Source organism: Streptomyces sp. NBC_00775, assembly GCF_036347135.1.
GTDB lineage: Bacteria > Actinomycetota > Actinomycetes > Streptomycetales > Streptomycetaceae > Streptomyces > Streptomyces lutosisoli.
In genome coordinates this window covers 6,367,444-6,389,297 of record NZ_CP108938.1, presented here as the reverse complement: position 1 = coordinate 6,389,297, position 21,854 = coordinate 6,367,444, and the positions used below count along the sequence as shown (strand labels likewise).

Annotated in this window: 17 protein-coding genes and 1 tRNA gene; 11 read left to right on the top strand and 7 right to left on the bottom strand. The window is 70.9% G+C overall.

The annotated features are described in order from the left end of the window. Positions 1-11 precede the first annotated feature (11 nt). Together OIC96_RS28505 and OIC96_RS28500 are read right to left on the bottom strand one after the other, a co-directional pair. Positions 12-773 (bottom strand): SDR family oxidoreductase, encoded by a 762-nt coding sequence (locus tag OIC96_RS28505; protein WP_330305109.1) that lies wholly within the window; start codon positions 771-773, stop codon positions 12-14. A gap of 81 nt (positions 774-854) precedes the next feature. Beyond that, positions 855-1,745 (bottom strand): LysR family transcriptional regulator, encoded by an 891-nt coding sequence (locus OIC96_RS28500; RefSeq protein ID WP_330305110.1) that lies wholly within the window; start codon positions 1,743-1,745, stop codon positions 855-857. Between the two features lie 488 nt (positions 1,746-2,233). Between OIC96_RS28500 and OIC96_RS49940 the strand changes: the two genes are divergently transcribed. Further along, on the top strand, positions 2,234-2,569 hold the full coding sequence (locus OIC96_RS49940; RefSeq protein ID WP_406501718.1) for a DUF485 domain-containing protein: 336 nt from the start codon (positions 2,234-2,236) through the stop codon (positions 2,567-2,569). A gap of 59 nt (positions 2,570-2,628) precedes the next feature. Further along, complete coding sequence (locus tag OIC96_RS28490; RefSeq protein ID WP_330310148.1) at positions 2,629-4,263, top strand: sodium/solute symporter; 1,635 nt, start codon at positions 2,629-2,631, stop codon at positions 4,261-4,263. Positions 4,264-4,344: 81 nt separating this feature from the next. On the opposite strand, the gene OIC96_RS28485 is transcribed toward OIC96_RS28490, so the two are convergent. From OIC96_RS28485 to OIC96_RS28475, 3 genes are all read right to left on the bottom strand, one after another. Then, entirely contained in the window at positions 4,345-5,232 is an 888-nt protein-coding gene (locus tag OIC96_RS28485; RefSeq protein WP_330305112.1) for a cellulose-binding protein, read from the bottom strand. Positions 5,233-5,412: 180 nt separating this feature from the next. Next, positions 5,413-8,442, bottom strand: coding sequence for an SUKH-4 family immunity protein (locus tag OIC96_RS28480; RefSeq protein WP_330305113.1), 3,030 nt, complete (start codon positions 8,440-8,442; stop codon positions 5,413-5,415). Between the two features lie 7 nt (positions 8,443-8,449). Next, the gene (locus OIC96_RS28475; RefSeq protein ID WP_330305114.1) at positions 8,450-9,472 is read right to left on the bottom strand and encodes an SMI1/KNR4 family protein; all 1,023 of its coding nucleotides are present in this window, start codon (positions 9,470-9,472) and stop codon (positions 8,450-8,452) included. Between the two features lie 229 nt (positions 9,473-9,701). Here OIC96_RS28475 and OIC96_RS28470 point away from each other — a divergent pair, with 229 nt between their 5' ends. Both OIC96_RS28470 and OIC96_RS28465 read left to right on the top strand, forming a co-directional pair. Next, complete coding sequence (locus OIC96_RS28470) at positions 9,702-10,205, top strand: YwqJ-related putative deaminase (RefSeq protein ID WP_330305115.1); 504 nt, start codon at positions 9,702-9,704, stop codon at positions 10,203-10,205. 77 nt (positions 10,206-10,282) lie between these two features. Continuing rightward, on the top strand, positions 10,283-10,777 hold the full coding sequence (locus OIC96_RS28465) for an SUKH-3 domain-containing protein (protein ID WP_330310149.1): 495 nt from the start codon (positions 10,283-10,285) through the stop codon (positions 10,775-10,777). Between the two features lie 589 nt (positions 10,778-11,366). On the opposite strand, the gene OIC96_RS28460 is transcribed toward OIC96_RS28465, so the two are convergent. Next, positions 11,367-12,722: a sensor histidine kinase gene (locus tag OIC96_RS28460; RefSeq protein ID WP_330305116.1), complete on the bottom strand. Its 1,356-nt coding sequence runs from the start codon at positions 12,720-12,722 to the stop codon at positions 11,367-11,369. 363 nt (positions 12,723-13,085) lie between these two features. On the opposite strand from OIC96_RS28460, the gene OIC96_RS28455 reads away from it, so the two are divergent. From OIC96_RS28455 to OIC96_RS28425, 7 genes are all read left to right on the top strand, one after another. Next, positions 13,086-13,160 (top strand) — tRNA-Gln (locus OIC96_RS28455). A gap of 115 nt (positions 13,161-13,275) precedes the next feature. Then, the gene (gene glmU, locus OIC96_RS28450) at positions 13,276-14,724 is read left to right on the top strand and encodes a bifunctional UDP-N-acetylglucosamine diphosphorylase/glucosamine-1-phosphate N-acetyltransferase GlmU (RefSeq protein WP_330305117.1); all 1,449 of its coding nucleotides are present in this window, start codon (positions 13,276-13,278) and stop codon (positions 14,722-14,724) included. A gap of 135 nt (positions 14,725-14,859) precedes the next feature. Next, positions 14,860-15,834 carry a ribose-phosphate diphosphokinase gene (locus tag OIC96_RS28445; protein ID WP_327429314.1) on the top strand — a complete coding sequence of 325 codons (975 nt, stop codon included), beginning with the start codon at positions 14,860-14,862 and terminating at the stop codon, positions 15,832-15,834. A gap of 189 nt (positions 15,835-16,023) precedes the next feature. Then, on the top strand, positions 16,024-16,623 hold the full coding sequence (locus tag OIC96_RS28440) for a 50S ribosomal protein L25/general stress protein Ctc (protein WP_330305118.1): 600 nt from the start codon (positions 16,024-16,026) through the stop codon (positions 16,621-16,623). A 139-nt stretch (positions 16,624-16,762) separates the two neighbouring features. Further along, positions 16,763-17,374, top strand: a complete 612-nt coding sequence (gene pth, locus OIC96_RS28435) for an aminoacyl-tRNA hydrolase (RefSeq protein WP_330305119.1) — start codon at positions 16,763-16,765, stop codon at positions 17,372-17,374. A gap of 102 nt (positions 17,375-17,476) precedes the next feature. Further along, positions 17,477-17,986: a hypothetical protein gene (locus OIC96_RS28430; RefSeq protein ID WP_330305120.1), complete on the top strand. Its 510-nt coding sequence runs from the start codon at positions 17,477-17,479 to the stop codon at positions 17,984-17,986. 217 nt (positions 17,987-18,203) lie between these two features. Continuing rightward, the gene (locus OIC96_RS28425; protein WP_330305121.1) at positions 18,204-18,890 is read left to right on the top strand and encodes an LPXTG cell wall anchor domain-containing protein; all 687 of its coding nucleotides are present in this window, start codon (positions 18,204-18,206) and stop codon (positions 18,888-18,890) included. A gap of 75 nt (positions 18,891-18,965) precedes the next feature. Here the strand turns inward: OIC96_RS28425 and ppc are convergent, their stop codons facing one another. Continuing rightward, positions 18,966-21,698, bottom strand: coding sequence for a phosphoenolpyruvate carboxylase (ppc, locus tag OIC96_RS28420; protein WP_330305122.1), 2,733 nt, complete (start codon positions 21,696-21,698; stop codon positions 18,966-18,968). Positions 21,699-21,854 lie beyond the last annotated feature (156 nt).

Genomic DNA, 21,854 nt, shown 5'->3' with positions numbered 1-21,854 from the left:
GATCCGGTCCTTCAGACGAGGCGGTGGCCGCCGTCGGCGTGCAGCACCGTCGCGGTGATGAACCTGTTGTGCATCAACGCCAGCAGGGCCTCGGCGATGTCGTGCGGCGCGCCGATCCGGCCGACCGGCAGCCGCTGTGCCATCGCGTCGAGCCGCGCCTGCTTCCCGTCACCGGCGATGGTGTCCCAGATGGGGGTGTCGACCCAGCCCGGCGACAGGGCGTTCACGCGGATCGGCGCGAGCTCCAGGGCGAGGGCGTACGTCAGCGAGGCGAGGGCACCGTTGACCGCGGCGACCATCGAGCCGCCGGGGGCCGGACGGTAGGCGGCGATCCCCGAGGTGAAGGTGATCGATCCGCCCGAAGTGAGGTGCGGCGCGGCGTACTTGGCGAGCAGCACGGCTCCGAACAGCTTGGAGTCGACGAGCCGGCGTCCGGCCTCCAGGTCGAAGGAGGTGATCGGCTGATAGGCGCCGGTGGCGTCGGCCGCGGTGAGGACGACGTGGTCGATCGCGCCGACCGTCTCCCCGACCGTCTTGAAGAGCCGCTCGGTGTCGGGCTCGCTGGTGATGTCGGCGGCGACCGCGCGCAGCCGGTCGCCGCCGCCCAACTGCCGTTCGGCCTCAGCGAGTCGCTCCGGGGACCGGCCGACGATCGTGACGTCGGCGCCACCGGCGAGCGCGCTCTCGGCCAGGGCCAGGCCCATTCCGGAACTGCCGCCGACGATGACGATGCGTTCGGGTGTGGTGTCAGGTGCGGGTACGGATGCAGGCATGCCCGCAGGAGATCACCGGCGTCGGCCGAGCGTCCATGTCGTATTCCTGAAGTGGCGTGAGGCTCAGGCTAACGCCGCTGTTCAGGAGGGTTCCGCCCGGCCGCCGGACAGTGCCGCGAGGACGGCGCGCACCGCCGGGTCCCGGCTCTCGGAGTGCCAGGCGGCGGCGTATCCGACCACGAGCGGCCGCCCCCGCAACGGCCGCCACGCGAGGTCGGGCAGGGCGGCCCCGCGCGCCGAGCTCAGCCCGATCGCGGCGGGGAGCAGCGGAAGTGCCGACCGCAGCTGCGCATGACCCATCGCGCTGTCGCTGAGTGCGATGCCGGCGCCGCCGGACCGCAGGGTCTCCAGCACCCGGTCGTGCAGGCCCGGTGCCGACTCCCGGGGAAACAGGATGAGTTCCTGCCCCGCCAGATCGGCGAGGTCGAGGGTGTCGCGGTCCGTCAGCGGATGCCCGGCCGACATCAGCACCCCGAGTTCCTCCTCGGCGACCGGCGTCTGCCGCAGGGCCGCGGGCAGGGTCACCGGGGAGCGCAGCAGCGCCAGGTCGACCTCACCGGCGTCGAGCAGCCGTACCTGCGCGGCCGTGGTGCCGCCCGTCATGACCGTCCGGCAGCCGGGCACCCGGGCCGCCAGTACGTCCTCGATCCGGGCGGGCAACCACGGCGGCACCCCGTTGAGCAGCCCGAGCCGCAGCACCTGCGCGGCGACACCCGCCGTACGCCGGGTCGCGCGCAGCGCCTCCTCCGCGGAGCGCAACACGTCCTGGGCCGCGCGCAGCAGGACCCGGCCGGCGGGTGTGAGGTCGACACCACGGCTGTGCCGGATCAGCAGCGGCGCGCCGACCTCACGCTCCACCGCCTTGATCTGCTGGCTGAGCGTGGGCGTCGAGATGTGCAGTCGCGCCGCCGCGCGCCCGAAGTGGAGCTCCTGGGCGACCGCCACGAAGTACCGCATCTGCCGGAGTTCCACCGGATCATCGTAGAAGGACCAGGCTCGACCCGGCTGCCCCACCAGCAGATCGCACCCCTTCAGCCACGCGGGTGGATGCGTGTAAACGCGGGTAACACCCCAGGTCGCAGAAGCAAGCGCATACCGACCACTCAGTTTGGCGAAAGCGCCGCGCACCCTGGCTACCTGCGAGTAGCGTGCGCGCTGCTCACCCCCCCAGCTCCCTGCGGTCCGCACCGGGCCCGAGCCACGCAAGGAGAAACGGGATGCCAGACGCGTTCTCGTCCCCCGAGTACCAGCCACCACGCCCACCGCCGTACCGACCCCCGTCGCCACCGCCGCACCGCCCGTCGTCCCCACCACCGCACCAACCGTCGTACCAGTACCCACAGTTCGCGGAGTCCTCGGATTTCTCGGATTTCCCGGCGTTCCCAGAGTTCCCGGAGTCCCCGACCAGTTCCTCCCCCTCCTACGTCACCTATCCCTGGCAACCCCCGCCACCCGAACCCGTGAGACAGCGGCTGCCGCGCCACCACGCGCTGGGGCACCACAGCGACATCCGGCTCCTGCGCGGCGCGTACCGGTGGCAGCGGCGCGTGGCGACGCTCACCGCGCTCGGGTACTTCACCCTGTTCCTCCTCCTGTCGGCGTTCGCGCCGGCGCTGATGACGAGCACGGTGTCCGGCGGGCTGTCGACCGGGCTGCTGCTCGGGCTGCTTCAAGTGCCCGTCACCTGCCTGGCCATCGGGCTGTACGAGTACACGGCGCGCCGGCGCGTCGACCCGATCGCGGACCGGATCCGCAAGCAGGCCGAACTGGACGCGAAGCGGGAGGCAGCACGATGACGGGGTCGAACGGCTTGACCGAGTTGGCCGGCTCGAACGGGGTGACCGGCTTGAACGGGCTGACCGGGTTCAGCAGTTCCGCGCAGGCCATGTCCCTGGTGGCGTTCACGGCGGTGGCCACGATCACGCTGCTGCTGTGCGTGATGACCGGCCCCGACCGTGACGACCTGGACGAGTTCTACACGGGGTACGGATCGCTGTCGCCGATGCGCAACGGTCTTGCCATCGCCGGGGACTACATCTCCGCGGCGACCGTGCTCGGCACGGGCGGAGTGATCGCACTGGCCGGCTACGACGGTGTCGTACTGGCGCTCAGCACGGCCCTCTCCCTCATGCTGCTGATGTTCCTGCTGGCCGAACCGCTGCGCAACGCGGGCCGGTTCACCATGGGCGACGCGCTCGCGCGACGGATGCCGGGCCGCGCGGTCCGCATCACGGCGTGTGCGGTGACCCTCGTCGCGCTGCTGCCGCTGATGCTGGTCCAACTGGCGGGCACCGGGGACCTGTTGGCATTCATCCTCGGCTTCTCCAACGACTCCCTCAAGACGGGGTGTGTCATCGGCCTGGGCGCGCTGATGATCAGCTACGCGGCGATCGGCGGCATGAAGGGCACCGCCCTCATCCAGATCCTGAAGATCGTGATGCTCCTCGGGTCGGGCGCCGTCGTCGCCGTACTCGTCCTCAGCCGCTTCGACTGGAACCCGGGCGCCCTGCTGGACGCCGCAGCCCAGAACAGCGGCGTGGGCTCCGCGTTCCTCCACTCGGGCCTCCAGTTCGCCGGCGGCTCCAGCCCTCGCCTGGACATGATCACTTCGGAGCTGACCGTCGTTCTCGGCGGAGCCTGTCTGCCCCACGTCACCATGCGCATGTACACGGCGGGCAGCGCCCGGCAGGTGCGCCGCTCGATGTCCTGGGCGGTGCCGTGCGTGGCACTGTTCGTACTGGTCATCACGGTCGTCGGGTTCGGCGCCACGGCGCTGATCGGGCGCGGGACGATCGCGGGCGCGGATCCGCAGGGCAACACGGCGTATCTGCTGGGCTCGCGCGCGGCGTTCGGCCCGGACGTCTCGACGTTCGAGACCCTCCTGTTCACCACCGTCACCACGGCGATCTTCCTGACGCTGCTGGCCTCGGTCGCCGGGATGATCCTCGCCTGCGCCAACTCCCTCGCCCACGACGTCTTCGCCTACAGCGGGCTGCTGCGGGGCCGCCGCCACGACGACGAGCTGTCCCCCCGGCGCGAGATGCTCCTGGCACGCCTCTCCGCCCTGGCGGTCGGCGCCCCGACGATCCTCCTGGCCACCCTCGTCCAGCACCGCAGCCTGCAGCCCCTGGCCACCCTCTCCTTCTGCCTCGGCGCCTCCGCGATAGCGCCCGCGCTGGTCTACAGCCTCTTCTGGCGCCGCTACACCCGCACCGGCCTCCTCGCCACCCTCATCGGCGGCACCCTCACCGTCCTCCTCCTCATGCCCGGCACCAACCTCGTCTCCGGCTCCCCCACCTCTGCCTTCCCCGAAGCCGACTTCAACTGGTTCCCGTTCACCACGACGGGCCTCGTGTCCATCCCGCTGGGCTTCGCGTACGGGTGGCTGGGGACGGTGGCGTCGGGGCGGCGGAAGGCGGAGGAGCAGAGGAGGCAGTACGAGGCGGTGGAGGGGTGGATTCTGGCGGGTGCTGTCAGGAGGGGGAGTTAGAGGGGGGGGGAGTTAGAGGGGGGGGAGTTAGAGGGGGGGGGAGTTGGCCGGAGCGATCCCGGCGAAGGCACCGGCGCGCGCCTACTCCGCGGGCGCGCGCCCCGTCAGGGTGGTGAGACTCGTCCGTACATGGTCCATATGTGCCCGTACTTCGTCCCACCGCTCCCCGTGCTCACGCAACACCCGCTCAGTCTCCCGAGCGATCCGCTCCTCCCGCACCCGCGCCTCCACCAGCAGCTCCCCCGCCCGCGCCACGGCATCCTCCTGCCGCCGCCGAGCCGACTCCTCCGCCTCGGCGAACGCCCGCTCCGCCTCGGACAGCCCCGCCTCGGCACGCGCCATCCGCTCGACATGGTGCGCGTCGAGCGCGGCCTCCCGCTCGACGGCCGCGCGTTCCGTCTCCGCCCACCGCTCCGCGTACTCCTTCTCCTGCTCACCGAGCAGCCCCTCCGTACGCTGCCGCATCTCCCGCAACGCGGCCAGCGCCTCCCCACGGTTCTCCTTGATGTCGCGGCGGGCCGAGATCCGCGCCTCGTCGGCCTCGGCACGGGCGGCGAGCATCCGCTGCCGGGCGCGCTCCTCGGCGTCGCCGCGCACCTCGTCGGCGTACGCCTGCGCGGCCTCGCGCACCCGCCGCCCCGCCGCCTCCGCCTCGTCGACGACCCGTTGGGCCTCGCCGCGCGCGGTGTCCCGTACGGACGCGGCCTCCTCCTCGCCGAGTTCGAAGATCCGCCGGGCACGCTCCCCGAGCTTCTCGTACGTCTGCGGAGCGAGCCGCGCCACGACCTCGCGCAGCCGCCCCGCCTCCGCGTCCATCTCCTTGGCCAGCACGGTCAGCCGCGCGGCCCGCTCCCACGCGGCGTCGCGGTCCCGGGAGAGCGCCGCGGCGTACGCGTCGACCTGCTCGGGACGGTACCCACGCCCCCGTACGGCCATGAAGCCGTGCGGCGACACCGATGCGCTGCTCATCCTTGGACCCCTCTCGACATGCGACGTACAACATGATTTGGCGCACATCTTGGTGGATCAGGCGTAAGTGCTCATAACGCGACACTCCGACCATTCGTTCCGGTCAGGGTGCGTAAAAAATGGGTTGGACCCGGTCATGCGACCGGGTCCAACCCATGGGCGACGCTCAGCGGCGCGACGTCACAGCAGCCCGTCCCACATCTGCTCCAGCAGGACCGACCACCAGCTCTCCGGCGAACCGAGCGCCGCCGGGTCGAGGGAGGCGAGCTGGGCCTGGAAGTCGACGGTCCAGCGGCCCGCCTGCTCCTGATTGAGCCCGAAGCGCAGCCGCCACATACGGCCGAGCAGGGCCAGGCAGCGCGCGAACTCGGGCAGGCCCGTGTTCACGAACTGCGGCGCCACCGGGGCACCGCCCGGACCCGCCTCCACCGGCACGGCCACGATGTTCGCCGTGCCGTACTGCACACAGATCGCCTTGCCGAAGTCGCTGCCCATGACGAGGTACGAGCCCGCGTCCGAGGCCGGCTGCACCCCACGCTCCTGCGCCAGCTCGGCGAGCGTGGGCACCGGACGTCCCGGCTGGGCCTGCGCCCAGAAGAACGGCCCCATGTCGACCGGAAGTCCGGCCACCACCAGCGTGTGCGCCACGATGTTCGGCACACCCTGCCGCGACACCGCCGCCTGGTCGAACCGGAACACGCCCGGCCCGAACGCCGCCGCCATCTCCTGCCCGATCGTCTCCGGCGGGATCGGCGGCGCGGGCTGCACCGGCGGAATCGGCGCCCGCACCGGTGCCGGACGCGCCGGCCCGTCCGCTACCTGATGCAACTCACCCTGGTGCGCCAGCAGTTGGTGCATGCCCTGCTGACGGCTCGCGTGATCCGTACCGTACGGCGCGATGCTCGTGATCCGCGCCTGCGGCCACGTCTCCCGGATCATCCGCGCACAGTACGCGCCCGGCAGCTCGCACGACTCCAACTCCGTGTGCAGCTCCAACACCTGCTGCGGCGGCACATTCATCGCCCGCAGCTCATGCAGGATCTGCCACTCCGGATGCGGCGTTCCCGGCGCCGAACGCCGAATCAGCTGCTGCTCCGAACCGTCCTGCGCGCGATACCGCAGTACGGCCTGATAGCCGGGCCCGACCGTCGGCTGCCCCGCCTGCGGATAGCCGTACGCCGGCGGCTGCTGACCGGGAGGCATCGGCTGCCCCGGCATGGGCTGTCCCGGCATGGGCTGTCCCGGCAACGGCTGGGGAGCGCCCATCGGCATACCGGGGGCTTGCGGGGGCGGCGGCGCGCCGGGACCACCGACGGGCGGCCCCGCCAGCATCGTCGCGGCATGGTGAACACCACCCGAAGGCGTACCACCAGGAGGCTGCGGTGCACCAGGAGCGCCCGGCGCACCAGGCATACCCGGGGCGCCCGGCGGCAGCGGCGCGCCCGGACCACCCACCGCAGGCCCCGCCAACATCGTCGCGGCATGGTGAACACCACCCGGAGGCGTACCACCAGGAGGCTGCGGCGCACCAGGAGCACCAGGCGCGCCAACCTGCCCCGGAGCACCAGGCATACCCGGCGCACCGGGAACACCAGGAGCGCCCGGAGGCATGGGCGCGCCGGGACCACCCACCGCAGGCCCCGCCAACATCGTCGCGGCATGGTGAACACCACCCGGAGGCGTACCACCAGGAGGCTGCGGCGCACCGGGAGCGCCGGGCGCGGAAGGCGCACCCGCAAGCCCCTCGGGTCCGTCCGGACCGAGCTGCGAGACAAGCTGTGTCGGCACGTACCCGCCCGCGGGGGTGCCCGGAGCTCCGGGCCCGGACGGCGGAGGCGGCGTACTCCCCGGCCGCGCACCCGGCACACCGGGGGCGCTCGGCGGATGCGGCGCGCCCGCTCCAGCACCACGCGCCCCCCGAGGCGGCGCCTGCGCCTTGCTGGTCGCGGCGTCGGCGATGTCACCGGCGTTGGGCGGCAGAGGGCGCGAGGGCGCGGCGGGCGGAGGCGTGCCAGGGGCGCCCGGAACCTGCGGTGCGCCGGGCGGCGGCGTACCCGGCACTCCACCCGGCCCCTGCGGGAACCCGTACGCGGGCGCGCCAGGCGGAGGTGTGCCCTGCGGACCACCAGAAATCGGCGCACCCGGGGGCGGCGTACCAGGGACCGCCGAACCCTGCGGAGCACCCGGAGGAGGCGTGCCCTGCGGACCGCCGGGACCCTGCGGATAGCCGTACGAGGGGGCGACCGGCGGCGTCGCGCCCTGAGGAGCACCGGGACCCTGCATACCCGGCCCCTGCGAAGGGCCGGACGGGAGCGGCGCGTTCGGGGCGTCGACCGCGGGCGCCAGCGCCGTGCGCGGGAGTTGGCTGCCCCCGGACATCAGGGCGGTCTTGGCGTCCGGCGTCGCGGCGGGCGGCGGGGTGTGGGCGTCGTCGAGATCGGTGAGCGGCGGCGCGAACACGGTCGCCGGAAGCGGTACCGAACGGTCGTCACCGGCGTCGGCGTTCGTGTCGGTCCCCGCCCACGGGGTCGCCGCGGAGGGCACACCCGGCGTCACGGCATCCCGCGGACCCGAGCCCTGTTCGTCGGCGGCCGCGGCCGCGGGCCACGGCGTACCCCCACCGGGAGCCGAAGGCGCACCCGGCGCGGAAGGCACAGCGTGCGCCCCCGGCTGCCCAGGCACACCCGGCGCCGAACTCCCGCTCCCGGAAGCCCCATTCACGGACCCGCCGCCCAAGGACGCATCCCCGCCCGGAACAGCACCGGCAGCGGCAGCGGCGGCAGCCGGACGAGACCCAGCCCCGTCGGACGCGCCCGCACCCGCCCGCCGATCCGGAATCCCCAACTTGTCCGCGGCCTCCTGCAGCCACTCCGGGGGACTCAACAGGAACGACGTCTGGTTCAGGTCGACCCGGGCCGGAGGCGCCGGCGCCGGTTCCGGGGACGCGTCCGGCACCCCGTACTCCTCCTCGTACCGGCGAATCACCTCACCCACCGGCAGGGCGGGCCACAGCGTGGCCTCACCACTGTCCCGCGCGATGACGAGCCGCTGCGCACCCCCGTCGGAGCGCGGACCGTCCGCACGGTCCTCGGCCCACACCACGAATCCGAGTTCGAACTCGCGCACCCGCACCTCGCGATGCTGGTACCCGGGCACATCCCCGTTGATCCATTCTTCCGCGCGCTCCTGCGCCTGCGCGAAGGTCACCATCGGAAGTTCACTCCCCCACCGAGGACGTCGAAGACACTGAAGACGCCGAAGACACTGAAGAGACGGGCACGACGCGCGCGAAGCCGCCGTCCACCATCAGGTTCGCCACCGTCTCCAGCTCCGGCGGATTGCCCGCGAGCCGGGACAGGAACTGGTCGAAGTCGTCGCCGCAGCGCAGCAGCAGCCGCTGCACCCGCTCCGCCGGCGCCCAGGCGTCCTGGTCGCGGGCATCGTCGTACGCGCAGAACCAGACCGACCCGATCGAGTCGCCCTTCACCTTCACGGCCAACAACCCGCCCTGGACGAAACCAACACCCAAGTAGTCCTTGGTCAGATGGTCGCGCAGGCACTTGTTGACATAGACGAGGTCGTTGACGGCCGCCTCGTCGCGCACCGTGAAGAACGGCTGATCCACCAGCAGCCCCAACTCGGCATCGAGCGCGGCACCGATCGGCGCGCACCCGCCCGCTGCCTTCAGGAAGGACCGATAGGCGCCTGGCAGCCGATAGCCGAGATCCTCCTCGACCCCCAGCACCTGCTGCTCGGTCACCGCGACCGACGCCTTCGGCAGCCCGAAGTGCGCGGGCCGCGTCTCCTGCAACGGCCGCGTACCCCGCTTGTTCTGGTCGACAGCCGAGGTCGCGATACCGCCGTGATGCCGCAGCAACGCCTTCACCTCGACGGGAACCAGCTCCAGCCGCCGCGTCCCCGGCACGTGGTGCCAGGTCCAGCCGTGCGGGGTCGCCACCGACGGAATCGTGTCCCACAAGTCATGCCCGGTGGCGGCCAGCGCGGCGTTCGCCGAGACATAGTCGGTCAGCCGCAACTCGTCGACACCGAAGCCCTCGGGGGGCTCGGCGATCTCCGCCGCGGCACGCGCGTAGAGCGAGAAGTCGGGGTAGCCGTGCTCGTCGATCCGCACACCTCTGGGGTGGCGGGCGGCCCGGACCGGATCCGGGAAATGCACGACCTGCCCGGCGTAGGCCGCGTTCGGCGGCGCGGCTTGCTGCCCGAGCCGACCTGTCGTCATGGCGGTTGCCCCCTGCGGCGTTCTCAATGGCGGTATGGATCGTGGATGTCGACAGCCTATGCGGTAGGACGACACCGGTCACCGGGCCTCCGGTTCCGTGACCTGCCGTCACCCCGCCGTGACGGTACGACGAAGACCGGGCGTGTCGCACCGCCCCAGCTTCCGCACCCGCCACGCCATTTGGCAGTCTGTCTCCGCACCGGGGGATGCATGGGAGGGAAGAACGATCATGAACGCGACGCATACGGGCACGTCCGGGGACCCACGGGTCGGCTGGAGCAGCGCCGAGGCACCCCACGCCCCCACCCTCCTGCACCGCCGCGACGGCATACTTCCCACCGTCGCCGCCGCTCTCTCCGTACGCGGCGCGACCCTCACCGGCACAGCGGCCCGCGGCGACCAGCCCCCTGCCCTCCACCCGCTGGTGCAGGACTTCCTCGACACCCTCACCAGCGCACAGCGCGACCGCTTCACCGGCCGCTGCGCCGAGGCCATCCTCATCTCCCGGCACATCGCCTCCGTCGATGCCGCCCGCAGCAAACGTGCCGCCCGCAAGCCGATGACCAACGGCGAGGCCCGCAAGGCACTCAAGCAGGCCAAGCTGACCGCCCGCCGCATCCGCGAGGACGGCGACCCCCTGCACGGCAGCTTCGCCGCACCCTGCCGCTCCTGCACGGCACTCAGCGACCACTTCGGCGTACGCATCGTCGATCCGGCGACCCCGGACGCCTGACACCCACTCACGCACGAGCACGAGTACGACGGCGTCCCGCCACGCCGATGTCCCAACCCTCGACGAACGAAGGGCAGATGCACGCCGACCGCTCCTCCTCCACACGCTTCTCCGTCCCCGTGGACGCCGCGCTGCGCTCCGCGGGGTGGCAGCCCGGGCGCTGGGACATAAAGCAGGCCGAGTACTGGGCCGACGCGCTGCGCGGACACGCGTCGCCGGCCGGGCACCGGCACTCGGTGTTCCCCGCGGCCGTGGAAGCGTGGGCGGAGTTCGGCGGCCTCCGGGTCACCGCGCAGGGCCCCGGCCGTCAGGTCGCCCCCGCCGCCCTCCATCTCGACCCCCTGCACGGCCTCCACATGGCCCGCACCCTCGGCGACCTGGGCCGCGCCCTGGACACCGAGGTGTGCCCTCTCGGCGAGGAGCCCGATACCCGCGCCCTCCTCGCCATCGACGCCGAGGGGCGCGTCTACACCCTCGACCACACCGGTGACTGGTACGTCGGCCCCGACATCGACACCGCCCTCACCACCCTCCTCTCAGGCATAGAGCCGCCCCGCCTCACCGCCGGCTAACCCCACAGACTTCCTTCGCCCCCGCCGCCCCTACCCGTCCCATCCCCAGGGGTTCTGCCCCTTCGACCCCGATCGGTTGTGTGCCGGGTGCGGGTGGGTGGGGGCTGGTCGCGCAGTTCCCCGCGCCCCTTGGGTGGGTGGGGGCTGAGGGTTGCTTGTCGACTGCGGGTCCGTTCGGGCTGGGCGCGCCGTTCCCCGCGCCCCTTGGGTGGGTGGGGGCTGAGGTTGTTGGTCGACTGCGGGTCCGTGCGGGCCGGGCGCGCAGTTCCCCGCGCCCCTAAAAACACGACCCCAGGAACCGTTCGTCACACGGACCGGCACCCACACCCGGCGCCGCACAGGCCCAGCCGACACGCACCCGCAGCCGACGACGCGCAGACCCCGCCCACCCCCACCCGGTACGACGACGCGCTCGCAGTCGGCAACGCACCGAAGGGGCCGGGCCGGTACGTCCAGCCCGTCGCATACGGGGTTATGGGCAAGTTCATGCTGTGGCAGCAAGCAGTAATGCCCACCGGCGACGGGCTGGACGTACCGGCACGGCCCCGACCCACCCAACGCCACCGAACCGCACAGCCCAGCGGAGCGCCTACGTCGGGATCACCGCAGACACCCGAAACCCACCCCCATCAGTAGGCCCGGACACAAACACGCCCCCCAACGCGGCAACCCGTTCCTTCATCCCCAGCAGGCCATTCCCCCCACTGGGCAGATGCACCGAAGACACCGCCCCCGGCTCCGGCGGGCACTCGTTCTCCACCTGCATCGCGATCTCGGAAACCCGATGAGCCAGCCGGACATGCGTCTTCGCACCCGCCGCGTGCTTGTGGACGTTCGTCAACGCCTCCTGCACCACGCGGTACGCCGTCTGCTCGACCTCCGGCGCATAGGCCCGCGCATCACCCTCCACCGACAGATCAACCACCATCCCCGCAGCCGCCGACTGCCCGATGAGCTCGTCCAGCTCAGCAAGGCACGGCCCCTCCGCGGACCCGAAATCACCGGCCGCCCGAGACGCCGCCGCGGCAGCGGCAGCCCCCACCGCCGCCAGCGGCACGGACGGCACAGTCGGCACGGACGGCACCGGCTGCACCCGCGCCCCCGCCCCCGCCCTCGACCCCGACCCGTCCCCCGTACGCAAAACCCCCAACATCTCCCGCAGCTCGGTCAGCGCCTGCCGCCCCATGTCCCCGACCAGCGCCGCGTTCCTCACGGCCTTCTCGGGATCCTTCCGAGCCACGGCCTGCAACGCCGCCGCATGCACCACCATCAGACTCACCCGATGCGCGACCACGTCATGCATCTCACGAGCGATCCGTGTCCGCTCCTCGTTCCGCGCCCACTCCGCCCGCTCCTCCGCCCGCTCGGCAAGCAGCATCAGCTCCCGCTCCAACGAGTCCGCCCGCTCCCGCAAGCTCTCCATCAGCCGCCGCCGCGCCCCCATGTACAACCCGAGCAGAACGGGCGGAGCCGTCATCCCGATCGCGGTCGTCAGAGAGGCGAAGGGGACGAACCAGTCCCCCATGGTCACGTCCCCGCGCACCACACCCTGATGCGCCCGCACGAACGTCACGATCAGCACCCCGGCGAAGGACATCCCCGCCAGCGCCCCGATGATCCGCCGCGGCAGCTCGGACGCGGCGAGCGTGTACAGCCCGACGAGGCCCATGAGGTACCCCATCTGGGCGGGCGTGATGGCGATGGACACCAGCACAACGGCGATCGGCCACTTCCGCCGCAGCAACAGCACGGACCCGGCGACAACCCCGAACCCCACCCCCACCGGAACGGGCAACCCCGCGTCATGGGCGAACCGAATCCCCTCGCCCGCGCACTCGACCGCCGACGCCAGCGCCAGACTCGCGTCGAGCACCGCACTGCGCCACCTGACCCACCACCACGGCCCGGTCCCGGCCGCGGTGTGCTCTTCCCCCGTCGTGGTCATGCCTCCAGCCTACGGTCGGCCCCCGCCCCTTTTCCGGTGAGTTTCGGCTACTGGCCTACACCACCCTCCGCAATCGAACAGAAGCGAAACCTGCCGGTATCCCTCGAACTGCTGATTCGCACGACTGAGCGCCTCGCAGGACCGCGAACGCGAGGAACCCAGAGGAAACCAAACGGGCGGCTGCACCAGTGATCGGAGAACTCTCCGACCGCGAGCTCTCCCTCATGGCTGCCTCGTGGCTGCCTCGTGATCCACGTTCGCCAGGGTGCCGATCGGTACCGTCGCATTGAAGGCGCCTGGTACGGCATAGTGTTGGGTGCCGACTCGGCGAGCTGACCAAATGTCCGGTTCAGTCGAGTTTCATCCCCCGTGGTGTAATTGGCAGCACTGTGGCTTTTGGTGCCATCTGTCCGGGTTCAAGTCCTGGCGGGGGAGCCATGCTCGATTCGGGCCCTGACAGCTATGTCAGGGCCCGCTCTCATGTCACTCCTGATACGCCCCGGTATCCTGCGGATGTCCACACCCCAGCCATCCGAAGCCGAAGGGCATTCCCGTGAGCGCCAATCGCCCGGCAGCCGTCGTCGTTCTCGCAGCGGGTGAGGGCACCCGTATGAAGTCGGCCACACCCAAGGTCCTGCACGACATCTGTGGCCGCTCCCTCGTGGGCCATGTGCTCGCCGCCGCGCGCGAGTTGGACCCCGAGAACCTGGTCGTCGTGGTGGGCCACGCCCGCGAGAAGGTCGTCGCGCATCTCACGGAGACCCACTCGGGCGTACGGACGGCCGTGCAGGCCGAGCAGAACGGCACCGGCCACGCCGTACGCATGGCCCTGGAAGAGCTGGGCGGCACCGTGGACGGCACCGTCGTCGTGGTCTGCGGCGACACCCCGCTGCTCAGCGGCGAGACCCTGCGGAGGCTCGCGGCCACCCACACCACCGACGGCAACGCCGTCACGGTGCTGACCGCCGAGGTCCCCGACGCCACCGGCTACGGCCGCATCGTGCGGGACGGTGCCAGCGGCGCGGTCACCGCGATCGTGGAGCACAAGGACGCCAGCGAGTCGCAGCGCGCGATCCGGGAGATCAACTCCGGGGTGTTCGCCTTCGACGGGCAGCTTCTCGCGGACGCCCTCGGGAAGGTGCGGACGGACAACAGCCAGGGCGAGGAGTATCTGACCGACGTCCTCGGGATTCTGCGCGAGGCCGGGCACCGCGTCGGCGCGGCCGTGGCCGCCGACCACCGCGAGATCGCCGGCATCAACAACCGGGTGCAGCTCGCCGAGGCCCGCCGCATTCTCAACGACCGGCTGCTGGAGCGGGCGATGCTCGCCGGGGTGTCGGTCATCGATCCGGCCACCACCTGGGTCGACGTCACGGTCACCTTCGAGCAGGACGCGATCGTGCACCCGGGGACCCAGCTCCAGGGCAGGACGCACCTGGGTGAGGGCGCCGAGGTCGGCCCCAACTCCCGCCTGAAGGACACCAGAGTGGGCGCGGGGGCCCGTATCGACAACTCGGTCGCCGACGGCGCCGAGGTCGGGCCGCGGGCGTCCGTGGGTCCGTACGCGTATCTGCGGCCGCGTACCCGCCTCGGCGTGAAGGCCAAGATCGGTGCGTTCGTCGAGACGAAGAACGCGCGGATCGGCGAGGGCACGAAGGTCCCGCATCTGTCCTATGTGGGCGACGCGACGATCGGCGAGTACACCAACATCGGTGCCGCCAGCGTCTTCGTGAACTATGACGGACAGGACAAACACCACACGACAGTCGGCTCGCACTGCCGTACCGGTGCGGACAACATGATTGTGGCTCCTGTCACGATCGGGGACGGCGCGTACACCGCGGCGGGCTCGGTCATCACCAAGGATGTGCCGCCCGGTTCACTGGCCGTGGCCCGTGGCCAGCAGCGGAATATCGAGGGTTGGGTGGCCAGAAAGCGTCCGGGGAGCGCGGCCGCGAAGGCGGCGGAGGAGGCTTCCCGGGAGTCGGAAGGCGAAGCCTGACCGGAAACAGGTGCGTCTGACACGGCGTACCGTGATAAGTGCACACCCGCACCCCCCAGCTGAGAACGCCTCTCGCACTCCAGTTGAGACGGCCTCTTCACGCACCGGCTGAGACACCTCTGAGGAGACAGTGCTGTGACCGGGTTCAAGACGACCGGCGAGAAGAAGATGATGTTCTTCTCCGGCCGCGCCCACCCCGAGCTTGCCCAGGAGGTCGCCCACAAGCTGGGTGTCGGGGTTGTCCCGACGAAGGCCTTCGACTTCGCGAACGGCGAGATCTACATCCGCTACCAGGAGTCCGCCCGCGGCGCCGACTGTTTTCTGATGCAGAGCCACACGGCTCCCATCAACAAGTGGATCATGGAGCAGCTGATCATGATCGACGCGCTGAAGCGCGCGTCGGCCCGCTCCATCACCGTGATCGTGCCCTTCTACGGTTACGCCCGTCAGGACAAGAAGCACCGTGGGCGTGAACCGATCTCGGCGCGTCTGATCGCCGACCTGATGAAGACGGCGGGCGCGGACCGCATCCTCACGGTCGACCTGCACACCGACCAGATCCAGGGCTTCTTCGACGGTCCGGTCGACCACCTCTTCGCGCTGCCGATCCTCGCGGACTACGTGGGCGCGAAGGTCGACAGGGCGAAGCTCACGGTCGTCTCCCCGGACGCCGGCCGTGTGCGCGTCGCCGACCGCTGGTGCGACCGTCTCGACGCGCCCCTCGCGATCGTGCACAAGCGCCGTGACAAGGACGTCGCCAACCAGGTCACCGTCCACGAGGTCGTCGGTGACGTGAAGGGCCGCGTCTGCGTCCTCGTCGACGACATGATCGACACGGGTGGCACGATCTGCGCGGCCGCCGACGCCCTGTTCGCGCACGGCGCGGAGGACGTCATCGTCACGGCCACGCACGGTGTGCTTTCCGGTCCGGCCGCCGACCGTCTGAAGAACTCCAAGGTCAGTGAGTTCATCTTCACGGACACCCTGCCGACGCCGGGCGAACTGGAACTCGACAAGATCACGGTGCTGTCCATCGCGCCGACGATCGCGAACGCGGTGCGCGAGGTCTTCGAGGACGGTTCGGTGACGAGCCTCTTCGAGGAGCAGTAGGAGCAGTAAGCCGTAGATCGATTTCTTGTACGGTCTCCCCGCCGAGTAAGCTGTCACAGTTGCTCGGCGAGGGAGGCCGTTCCGCTTTACGAGGCGGGTACGGCGGTCCGTTATCGACGCGCTCTTCGTAGCAGGCCGATTGTTTTGGCCGGGTGACCACCTTCCCCAACTGATCTACGAGGAGTGAACATGTCCGAGGTCAAGCTCGCCGCCGAGACCCGCACCGAGTTCGGCAAGGGCGCCGCCCGCCGCATCCGCCGCGAGAGCAAGGTTCCCGCGGTTGTCTACGGCCACGGCACCGAGCCGGTCCACATCGCGCTGCCGGGCCACGAGCTGCAGCTCGCCCTGCGTACCCCGAACGTCCTGCTCACCCTGGACATCGAGGGCAAGACCGAGCTCGCGATCCCGAAGGCCGTCCAGCGTGACGCCATCAAGGGCTACCTTGAGCACGTCGACCTGCTCCTCGTGAAGCGCGGCGAGAAGGTCACCGTCGAGGTCTTCGTCCAGACCGAGGGCGAGCTGGCGCCGGGCTCCTTCCTGCTCGAGCACGTGCTGAACACGCTGACGGTCGAGGCCGAGGCCACCCACATCCCGGAGTCGGTCACCGTCTCCATCGCGGGTCTTGAGGCCGGCGCGTCCATCCTCGCCAAGGACATCCCGCTCCCCGCGGGCACCACGCTGGCGATCGACGAGGACGCGGTCGTCCTCCAGGTCCTGGCCGCCCAGGCGGAGGAGGCCCCCGCCGAGGGCGAGGCCGAGGCCGGCGCCGGCGCCGGCGCCGAGGCCTGATTCCCCCGGGAATCTTCATCCGTGTCAGCCGCCGCTCCGACCGGGAGCGGCGGCTGCCGCGTATCAAGGACACGGCCCGTTTCAGGCGCCCGGGCGAGGACATGGCCCGTTTCAAGGACACGGCGCGTATCAAGGACACATGGGAGACACGGACGTGACGACCGATGCCAATGCCCCCTGGCTGATCGTGGGCCTCGGCAACCCCGGCCCCGAGTACGCCATGAACCGGCACAACGTGGGCTTCATGGTGGCCGACCTGCTGGCGGAGCGGATCGGCGGCAAGTTCAAGCGGGCCGGCAAGGCGCAGGCGCAGGTGATCGAGGGCCGTATCGGCCCGCCCGGTCCGGCGAACCGTCGGGTGATCCTGGCCAAGCCGATGTCGTTCATGAACCTGTCCGGCGGTCCGGTGAACGCGCTGCGGGAGTTCTACAAGGTGCCGGTGGCGAACATCGTCGCCGTCCATGACGAGCTGGACATCGACTACGGCGTGCTGCGCCTGAAGCTGGGCGGCGGCGACAACGGCCACAACGGCCTGAAGTCGATGACGAAGGCGATGGGTCCGGACTATCACCGGGTGCGGTTCGGCATCGGGCGCCCTCCGGGCCGTATGCAGGTCGCGGATTTCGTGCTGAAGGACTTCGCGTCGGCGGAGCGCAAGGAGCTCGACTACCTCGTGGACCGCGCGACGGACGCCGTGGAGTGTCTCGTGATCGACGGCTTGGAGCGGGCGCAGGGCACGTACAACTCGTAGCCGGCCGAGTAGCCGGCCGGTACAACTCGTAGCCGGTCGAAGTACGCGCACAACTGCCGACTTGTCCCCCACCGGAGTTGACCCGGTGCACGGCCATGGCCAATGATCCCCGCCATGCCTGCCGTCACCTCAAGTCAAGGCTCCCGTCAGGGCGCGTACGCGGCGCTGCGGTTCGGGCGGCTCGCGGCGATGGGCGCGGTCGCCGGGCTGATCCTGATCGCGGGCGTCTGGGCCTCCTGGGGCACCGCCCAGCACGTGATGCTGAGCAAGGGCCGCGAGCAGGGCACGATGGCGGTGAAGGCGTGCTCGAAGGGGGTCTGTACGGGTCCGTACACCCCGGCGTCCTCGGGTTCGAAGGCGCGGGCGCGGGTGCGTATCGAGCAGTCGGTGGCGGTGAAGAAGGGCCAGGTCTACACGGTCACCGTGAAGCCCGGCAGCGATGACGTCGTCCGCTCCGGCCCGGCCGGGATCCTCTTCGCCTGGGTCCCTCTCGCGGGCGCCCTGCTGCTCGCCTCGGTGGTGGTCGCGGGGGGTCTGCGGATGACCCGGGTGGCCTGGGTGCTGGGCGGGGCGGGGCTGGCGCTGCTGACGGTGACGTTCCTGGCGCTGTGACCTGGGGTACGTCCGCATGTCACTGCGTCCGCATGTCCGGCATCCACATGCTCATGGAAAACCTGTGCGTTCTCTGATTGTGATGCGCGATTACCGGGGCGATCCGCAACGCATGGTGCACGGGGGACGTTCTGCCGCTTGACCCGTCCCCATCGCAAATGGATGCTGAGCCGCCCCCTCCACATCTTCCGTTTCCCCGCTCGAAGATGGACTGCCCATGCGTACCCTCACTCGCGCCGGCGCGCTTGTCGCCGGCATCTCCGCAGCGCTGCTGATCGCGCCCACCGCCGCCCACGCCACCGTTCCCGGCGACAACGGCACCGTCAAGATCCACGACGCCACCACCGGCGACGAGCTCCGCAAGAACGAGCCGCACGTCTGCACGTTCTATCTCGACGCGTTCGGCTTCGACGGCGTCCAGGAGGTCGACTGGCACATCGAGGCCTGGGCTCCGACCGCCGACTCCAAGGGCGAGACCGTGAAGTCCGGCGAGATCACCCTCGACGCCGAGGGCCACGGCCGTACGAACGACCTGTCGCTGCCCGACGGCCACTACAAGCTGTTCTGGAACTTCGACGGCGAGAAGGGTGCCGCCAAGCACAAGGTGTTCTGGACGGACTGCGAGGACTCGGGTGGCGGCGGCAGCACGCCGTCGACGTCGGCCACGCCGTCCGCGTCGGCCTCGCCGTCGAACGCGGTCGGCGAGAGCGCTTCCCCGTCGGCGTCCTCGTCCTCCGGTGAGGCGGCGCCCTCCGTCTCCTCGTCCCCGTCCGCCCAGGGCGGCGGCGACCTCGCGGAGACTGGCAGCAGCGCCCCGGTCGGTCTCCTCTCGGCTGCCGCTGCCGCGCTGGTCGGTGCGGGCGGCTACCTGGTGTTCCGCCGCCGCAAGGCCGGCCAGAACTAGCCACAGCCGTGAAACGGGCGGTGCCCCCATGCTTCGTACGAGCATGGGGGCACCGCCCGTTTGCGGAGGGGGTGCTCAGCCGGTGTTGCGCAGCCCCGCCGCGACACCGTTGACCGTCAGGAGCAGTGCCCGTGACAGCAGCGGGTCCGGTTCCGCGCCGGCCGCGGCCTCGTCGCGCTGGCGCTTGAGGAGGGCGACCTGGAGGTAGGAGATCGGGTCCAGGTAGGCGTCGCGGATGGAGAAGGTCTGCTGGAGGACGGGGTGGGTGTCCAGCAGCTTTTCGCCGCCCGTCACGCGCAGGACCTCGCGGACGGTCAGCTCGTGCTCGGCGCGGATGGTGTCGAAGACGTGCTTGAGCTCGTCCGGCACCAGGGTGTCGACGTAGTGCGTGGCGATCCGCAGGTCGGTCTTCGCGAGGGTCATCTCGACGTTGGAGATGAAGTTCTGGAAGAAGTGCCACTGCTCGTGCATCTCGTCGAGCACGGTGTCCAGGCCCGCTTCGCGCAGCGCCTTCAGGCCGGAGCCGACGCCGAACCAGCCGGGCACGATCTGCCGTGACTGGGTCCAGCCGAAGACCCACGGGATGGCCCGGAGTCCGTCGAGACCCGCGCCCGAGTCCGGCCGGCGGGAGGGCCGCGAGCCGAGGTGCAGGTCGGCCAGCTGGTCGACGGGGGTGGCGGCGAAGAAGTACGAGGGCAGGTCCGGGTCCTCCACCAGCCTGCGGTAGGCGGAGTGGGCGGCGTCGGACACGACGTCCATGGCCGCGTCCCAGCGGGCCAGGGCCTCGTCGGACTGCCGGGGGGCGGTGTGCAGGGCGGACGCCTGGAGGGTGGCGGCGACCGTCAGCTCCAGGTTCTCGCGGGCCAGCGAGGGCACGAGGTACTTGTCGGAGATGACCTCGCCCTGCTCGGTCACCTTGATCTCGCCCTCCAGCGTGCCCCAGGGCTGCGCGAGGATCGCGTCGTGGGAGGGGCCGCCGCCACGGCCGACGGTGCCGCCGCGGCCGTGGAAGAGCCGCAGCCGTACGCCGTAGCGGTGGGCGACGTCGCGCAGGCGCCGCTGGGCGCGGTGGATCTCCCACTGCGAGGTGGTGATGCCGCCGAACTTGGAGGAGTCGGAGTAGCCGAGCATGACCTCCTGGACGTCTCCGCGCAGCGCCACGAGACGGCGGTACGACGGGTCCGAGAGCATGTCCTCCAGGATGGTGTCGGCGGCCTTGAGCTCGTCCGTGGTCTCCAGGAGCGGCACGATGCCGATCTTCGCCCAGCCGCCGTGCAGGTCGAGGAGCCCGGCCTCGCGGGCGAGGACGGCGGCGGCGAACACGTCGTCGGCGCCCTGGCACATCGAGATGATGTACGACTCGATGACCTCGGGTCCGAAGATCTCCAGCGCCTTCTTGACCGTCTGGAAGACGCCGATGGTCTTCTCGCCGGCCGCGTCGACCGGCGCCGGGGTCGGTGCCAGCGGACGCCGCGAGCGCAGTTCCTTGGCGAGCAGCTTGGCGCGGTACTCGCGCGGCATGTCCGCGTAGCGCCACGACTCCTCGCCGAGGCGGTCGAAGAGCTGGCCGAGCGCGTGGTGGTGGGCGTCGGCGTGTTCGCGTACGTCCATGGTGGCGAGCTGGAGGCCGAAGGCGGAGAGCGTACGGATCGTGCGGTTCATGCGGCCGTCGGCGAACAGGGCGCCGCGGTGCTCGCGCAGTGACGTCTGGATCAGCGTCATGTCGTGGAGCAGCTCGCCGGTGCCCAGGTAGTCCCGGCCGGCCTCGTGCGGGGTGCCCTTGGCCAGGCGCTGCTTGGTGTTCTCCAGCTTCTGCCGGACGCAGGTGGCCTTGAGGCGGTAGGGCTCCTCGGCGTTGAGGCGCTTGTAGCGGGGGCTGATCTCGGGGAGGAGCTCCAGATCGGTCTGGAGGGATTCCAGGAGTTCCTCGGTGGCGCCGGTGTAGCGGATGGAGTTCGACAGGAAGCCGCGCAGCTCGTCGATGAGTTCCAGGGCGTCGTTGATGCCGTGCTCGTGCTGGAGGATCAGGACGTCCCAGGTGACGGCGGGGGTGACGTTGGGGTTGCCGTCGCGGTCGCCGCCGATCCAGGTGCCGAAGGTGAGCGGGCGGGCCTCGGCCGGGAGGACGACGCCGACGCGCTCCAGTTCGGCGGTCAGGTCCTCCAGTACGTCGCCGACGGCGCCGGCGTGCAGCTCGTCGAGGTAGTAGATGGCGTTGCGGGCCTCGTCGGTGGGCTCGGGGCGGACCACGCGCAGTTCGTCGGTCTGCCAGACGAGGTCGATGTTCTCGGCGAGGCGGGTGTCGTAGCGGCGGCGGTCGGCCTCGATGACCGGGGTCTCCAGGAGCGCGGCGATCCGGCGCAGCTTGTTGAGGACGGAGCGGCGCGCGGCCTCGGTCGGGTGCGCGGTGAAGACCGGGCGGACGTTGAGGTTCTTGACCGTCTCGCGCAGGTGTTCGGGGTCGGCGTCCTTGAGCCGGTCGGCCGTACGGGCGAGGAGTCCGCCCTCGGCGGCGCGCTTGGCGCGCAGCTCGCGGCCGCGGTGCACCTGCTCGGTGACGTTCGCCAGGTGGAAGTAGGTCGAGAAGGCGCGGACCAGCTTGGCCGCGGTCTCCAGTTCGGTACCGCGCAGCAGCTCGGCGGCGGCCTCGCCGTCCTCACGGGTCAGGCGGCGGACCTTCTCGACCAGTTCCAGGAGCTCGGGGCCCTCCTGCCGAACGAGGGTCTCACCGAGCAGATCGCCCAGGCGGCGGATGTCGGCGCGCAGCTCGCTGCTGGTCGTCGTGGTCTGGTCGTCGGCACTGCTCACAGGTGCGGCTCCTTGCAGTGTGGAAGCTCGTCTGAAGAGTTCTGAAGAGTCTGGAATCTCGTCTGAAGGCTCGTCTGGGAGGGAACCCGGGTGGCGACCGCACGGCGGGTGCCGCTTAGGGGACGTGGCATCCGGGAAGAATTCAGAACGGACCGC

Bases quoted from the DNA above. Each gene is read 5' to 3' on its own strand.
- OIC96_RS28505 (WP_330305109.1), bottom strand. From the start codon at position 773: ATGCCTGCATCCGTACCCGCACCTGACACCACACCCGAACGCATCGTC.
- OIC96_RS28485 (WP_330305112.1), bottom strand. From the start codon at position 5,232: ATGAGCAGCGCATCGGTGTCGCCGCACGGCTTCATGGCCGTACGGGGG.
- OIC96_RS28480 (WP_330305113.1), bottom strand. From the start codon at position 8,442: ATGGTGACCTTCGCGCAGGCGCAGGAGCGCGCGGAAGAATGGATCAAC.
- OIC96_RS28475 (WP_330305114.1), bottom strand. From the start codon at position 9,472: ATGACGACAGGTCGGCTCGGGCAGCAAGCCGCGCCGCCGAACGCGGCC.
- OIC96_RS28470 (WP_330305115.1), top strand. From the start codon at position 9,702: ATGAACGCGACGCATACGGGCACGTCCGGGGACCCACGGGTCGGCTGG.
- OIC96_RS28465 (WP_330310149.1), top strand. From the start codon at position 10,283: ATGCACGCCGACCGCTCCTCCTCCACACGCTTCTCCGTCCCCGTGGAC.
- OIC96_RS28460 (WP_330305116.1), bottom strand. From the start codon at position 12,722: ATGACCACGACGGGGGAAGAGCACACCGCGGCCGGGACCGGGCCGTGG.
- OIC96_RS28440 (WP_330305118.1), top strand. From the start codon at position 16,024: ATGTCCGAGGTCAAGCTCGCCGCCGAGACCCGCACCGAGTTCGGCAAG.
- pth (WP_330305119.1), top strand. From the start codon at position 16,763: ATGGGAGACACGGACGTGACGACCGATGCCAATGCCCCCTGGCTGATC.
- OIC96_RS28430 (WP_330305120.1), top strand. From the start codon at position 17,477: ATGATCCCCGCCATGCCTGCCGTCACCTCAAGTCAAGGCTCCCGTCAG.
- OIC96_RS28425 (WP_330305121.1), top strand. From the start codon at position 18,204: ATGCGTACCCTCACTCGCGCCGGCGCGCTTGTCGCCGGCATCTCCGCA.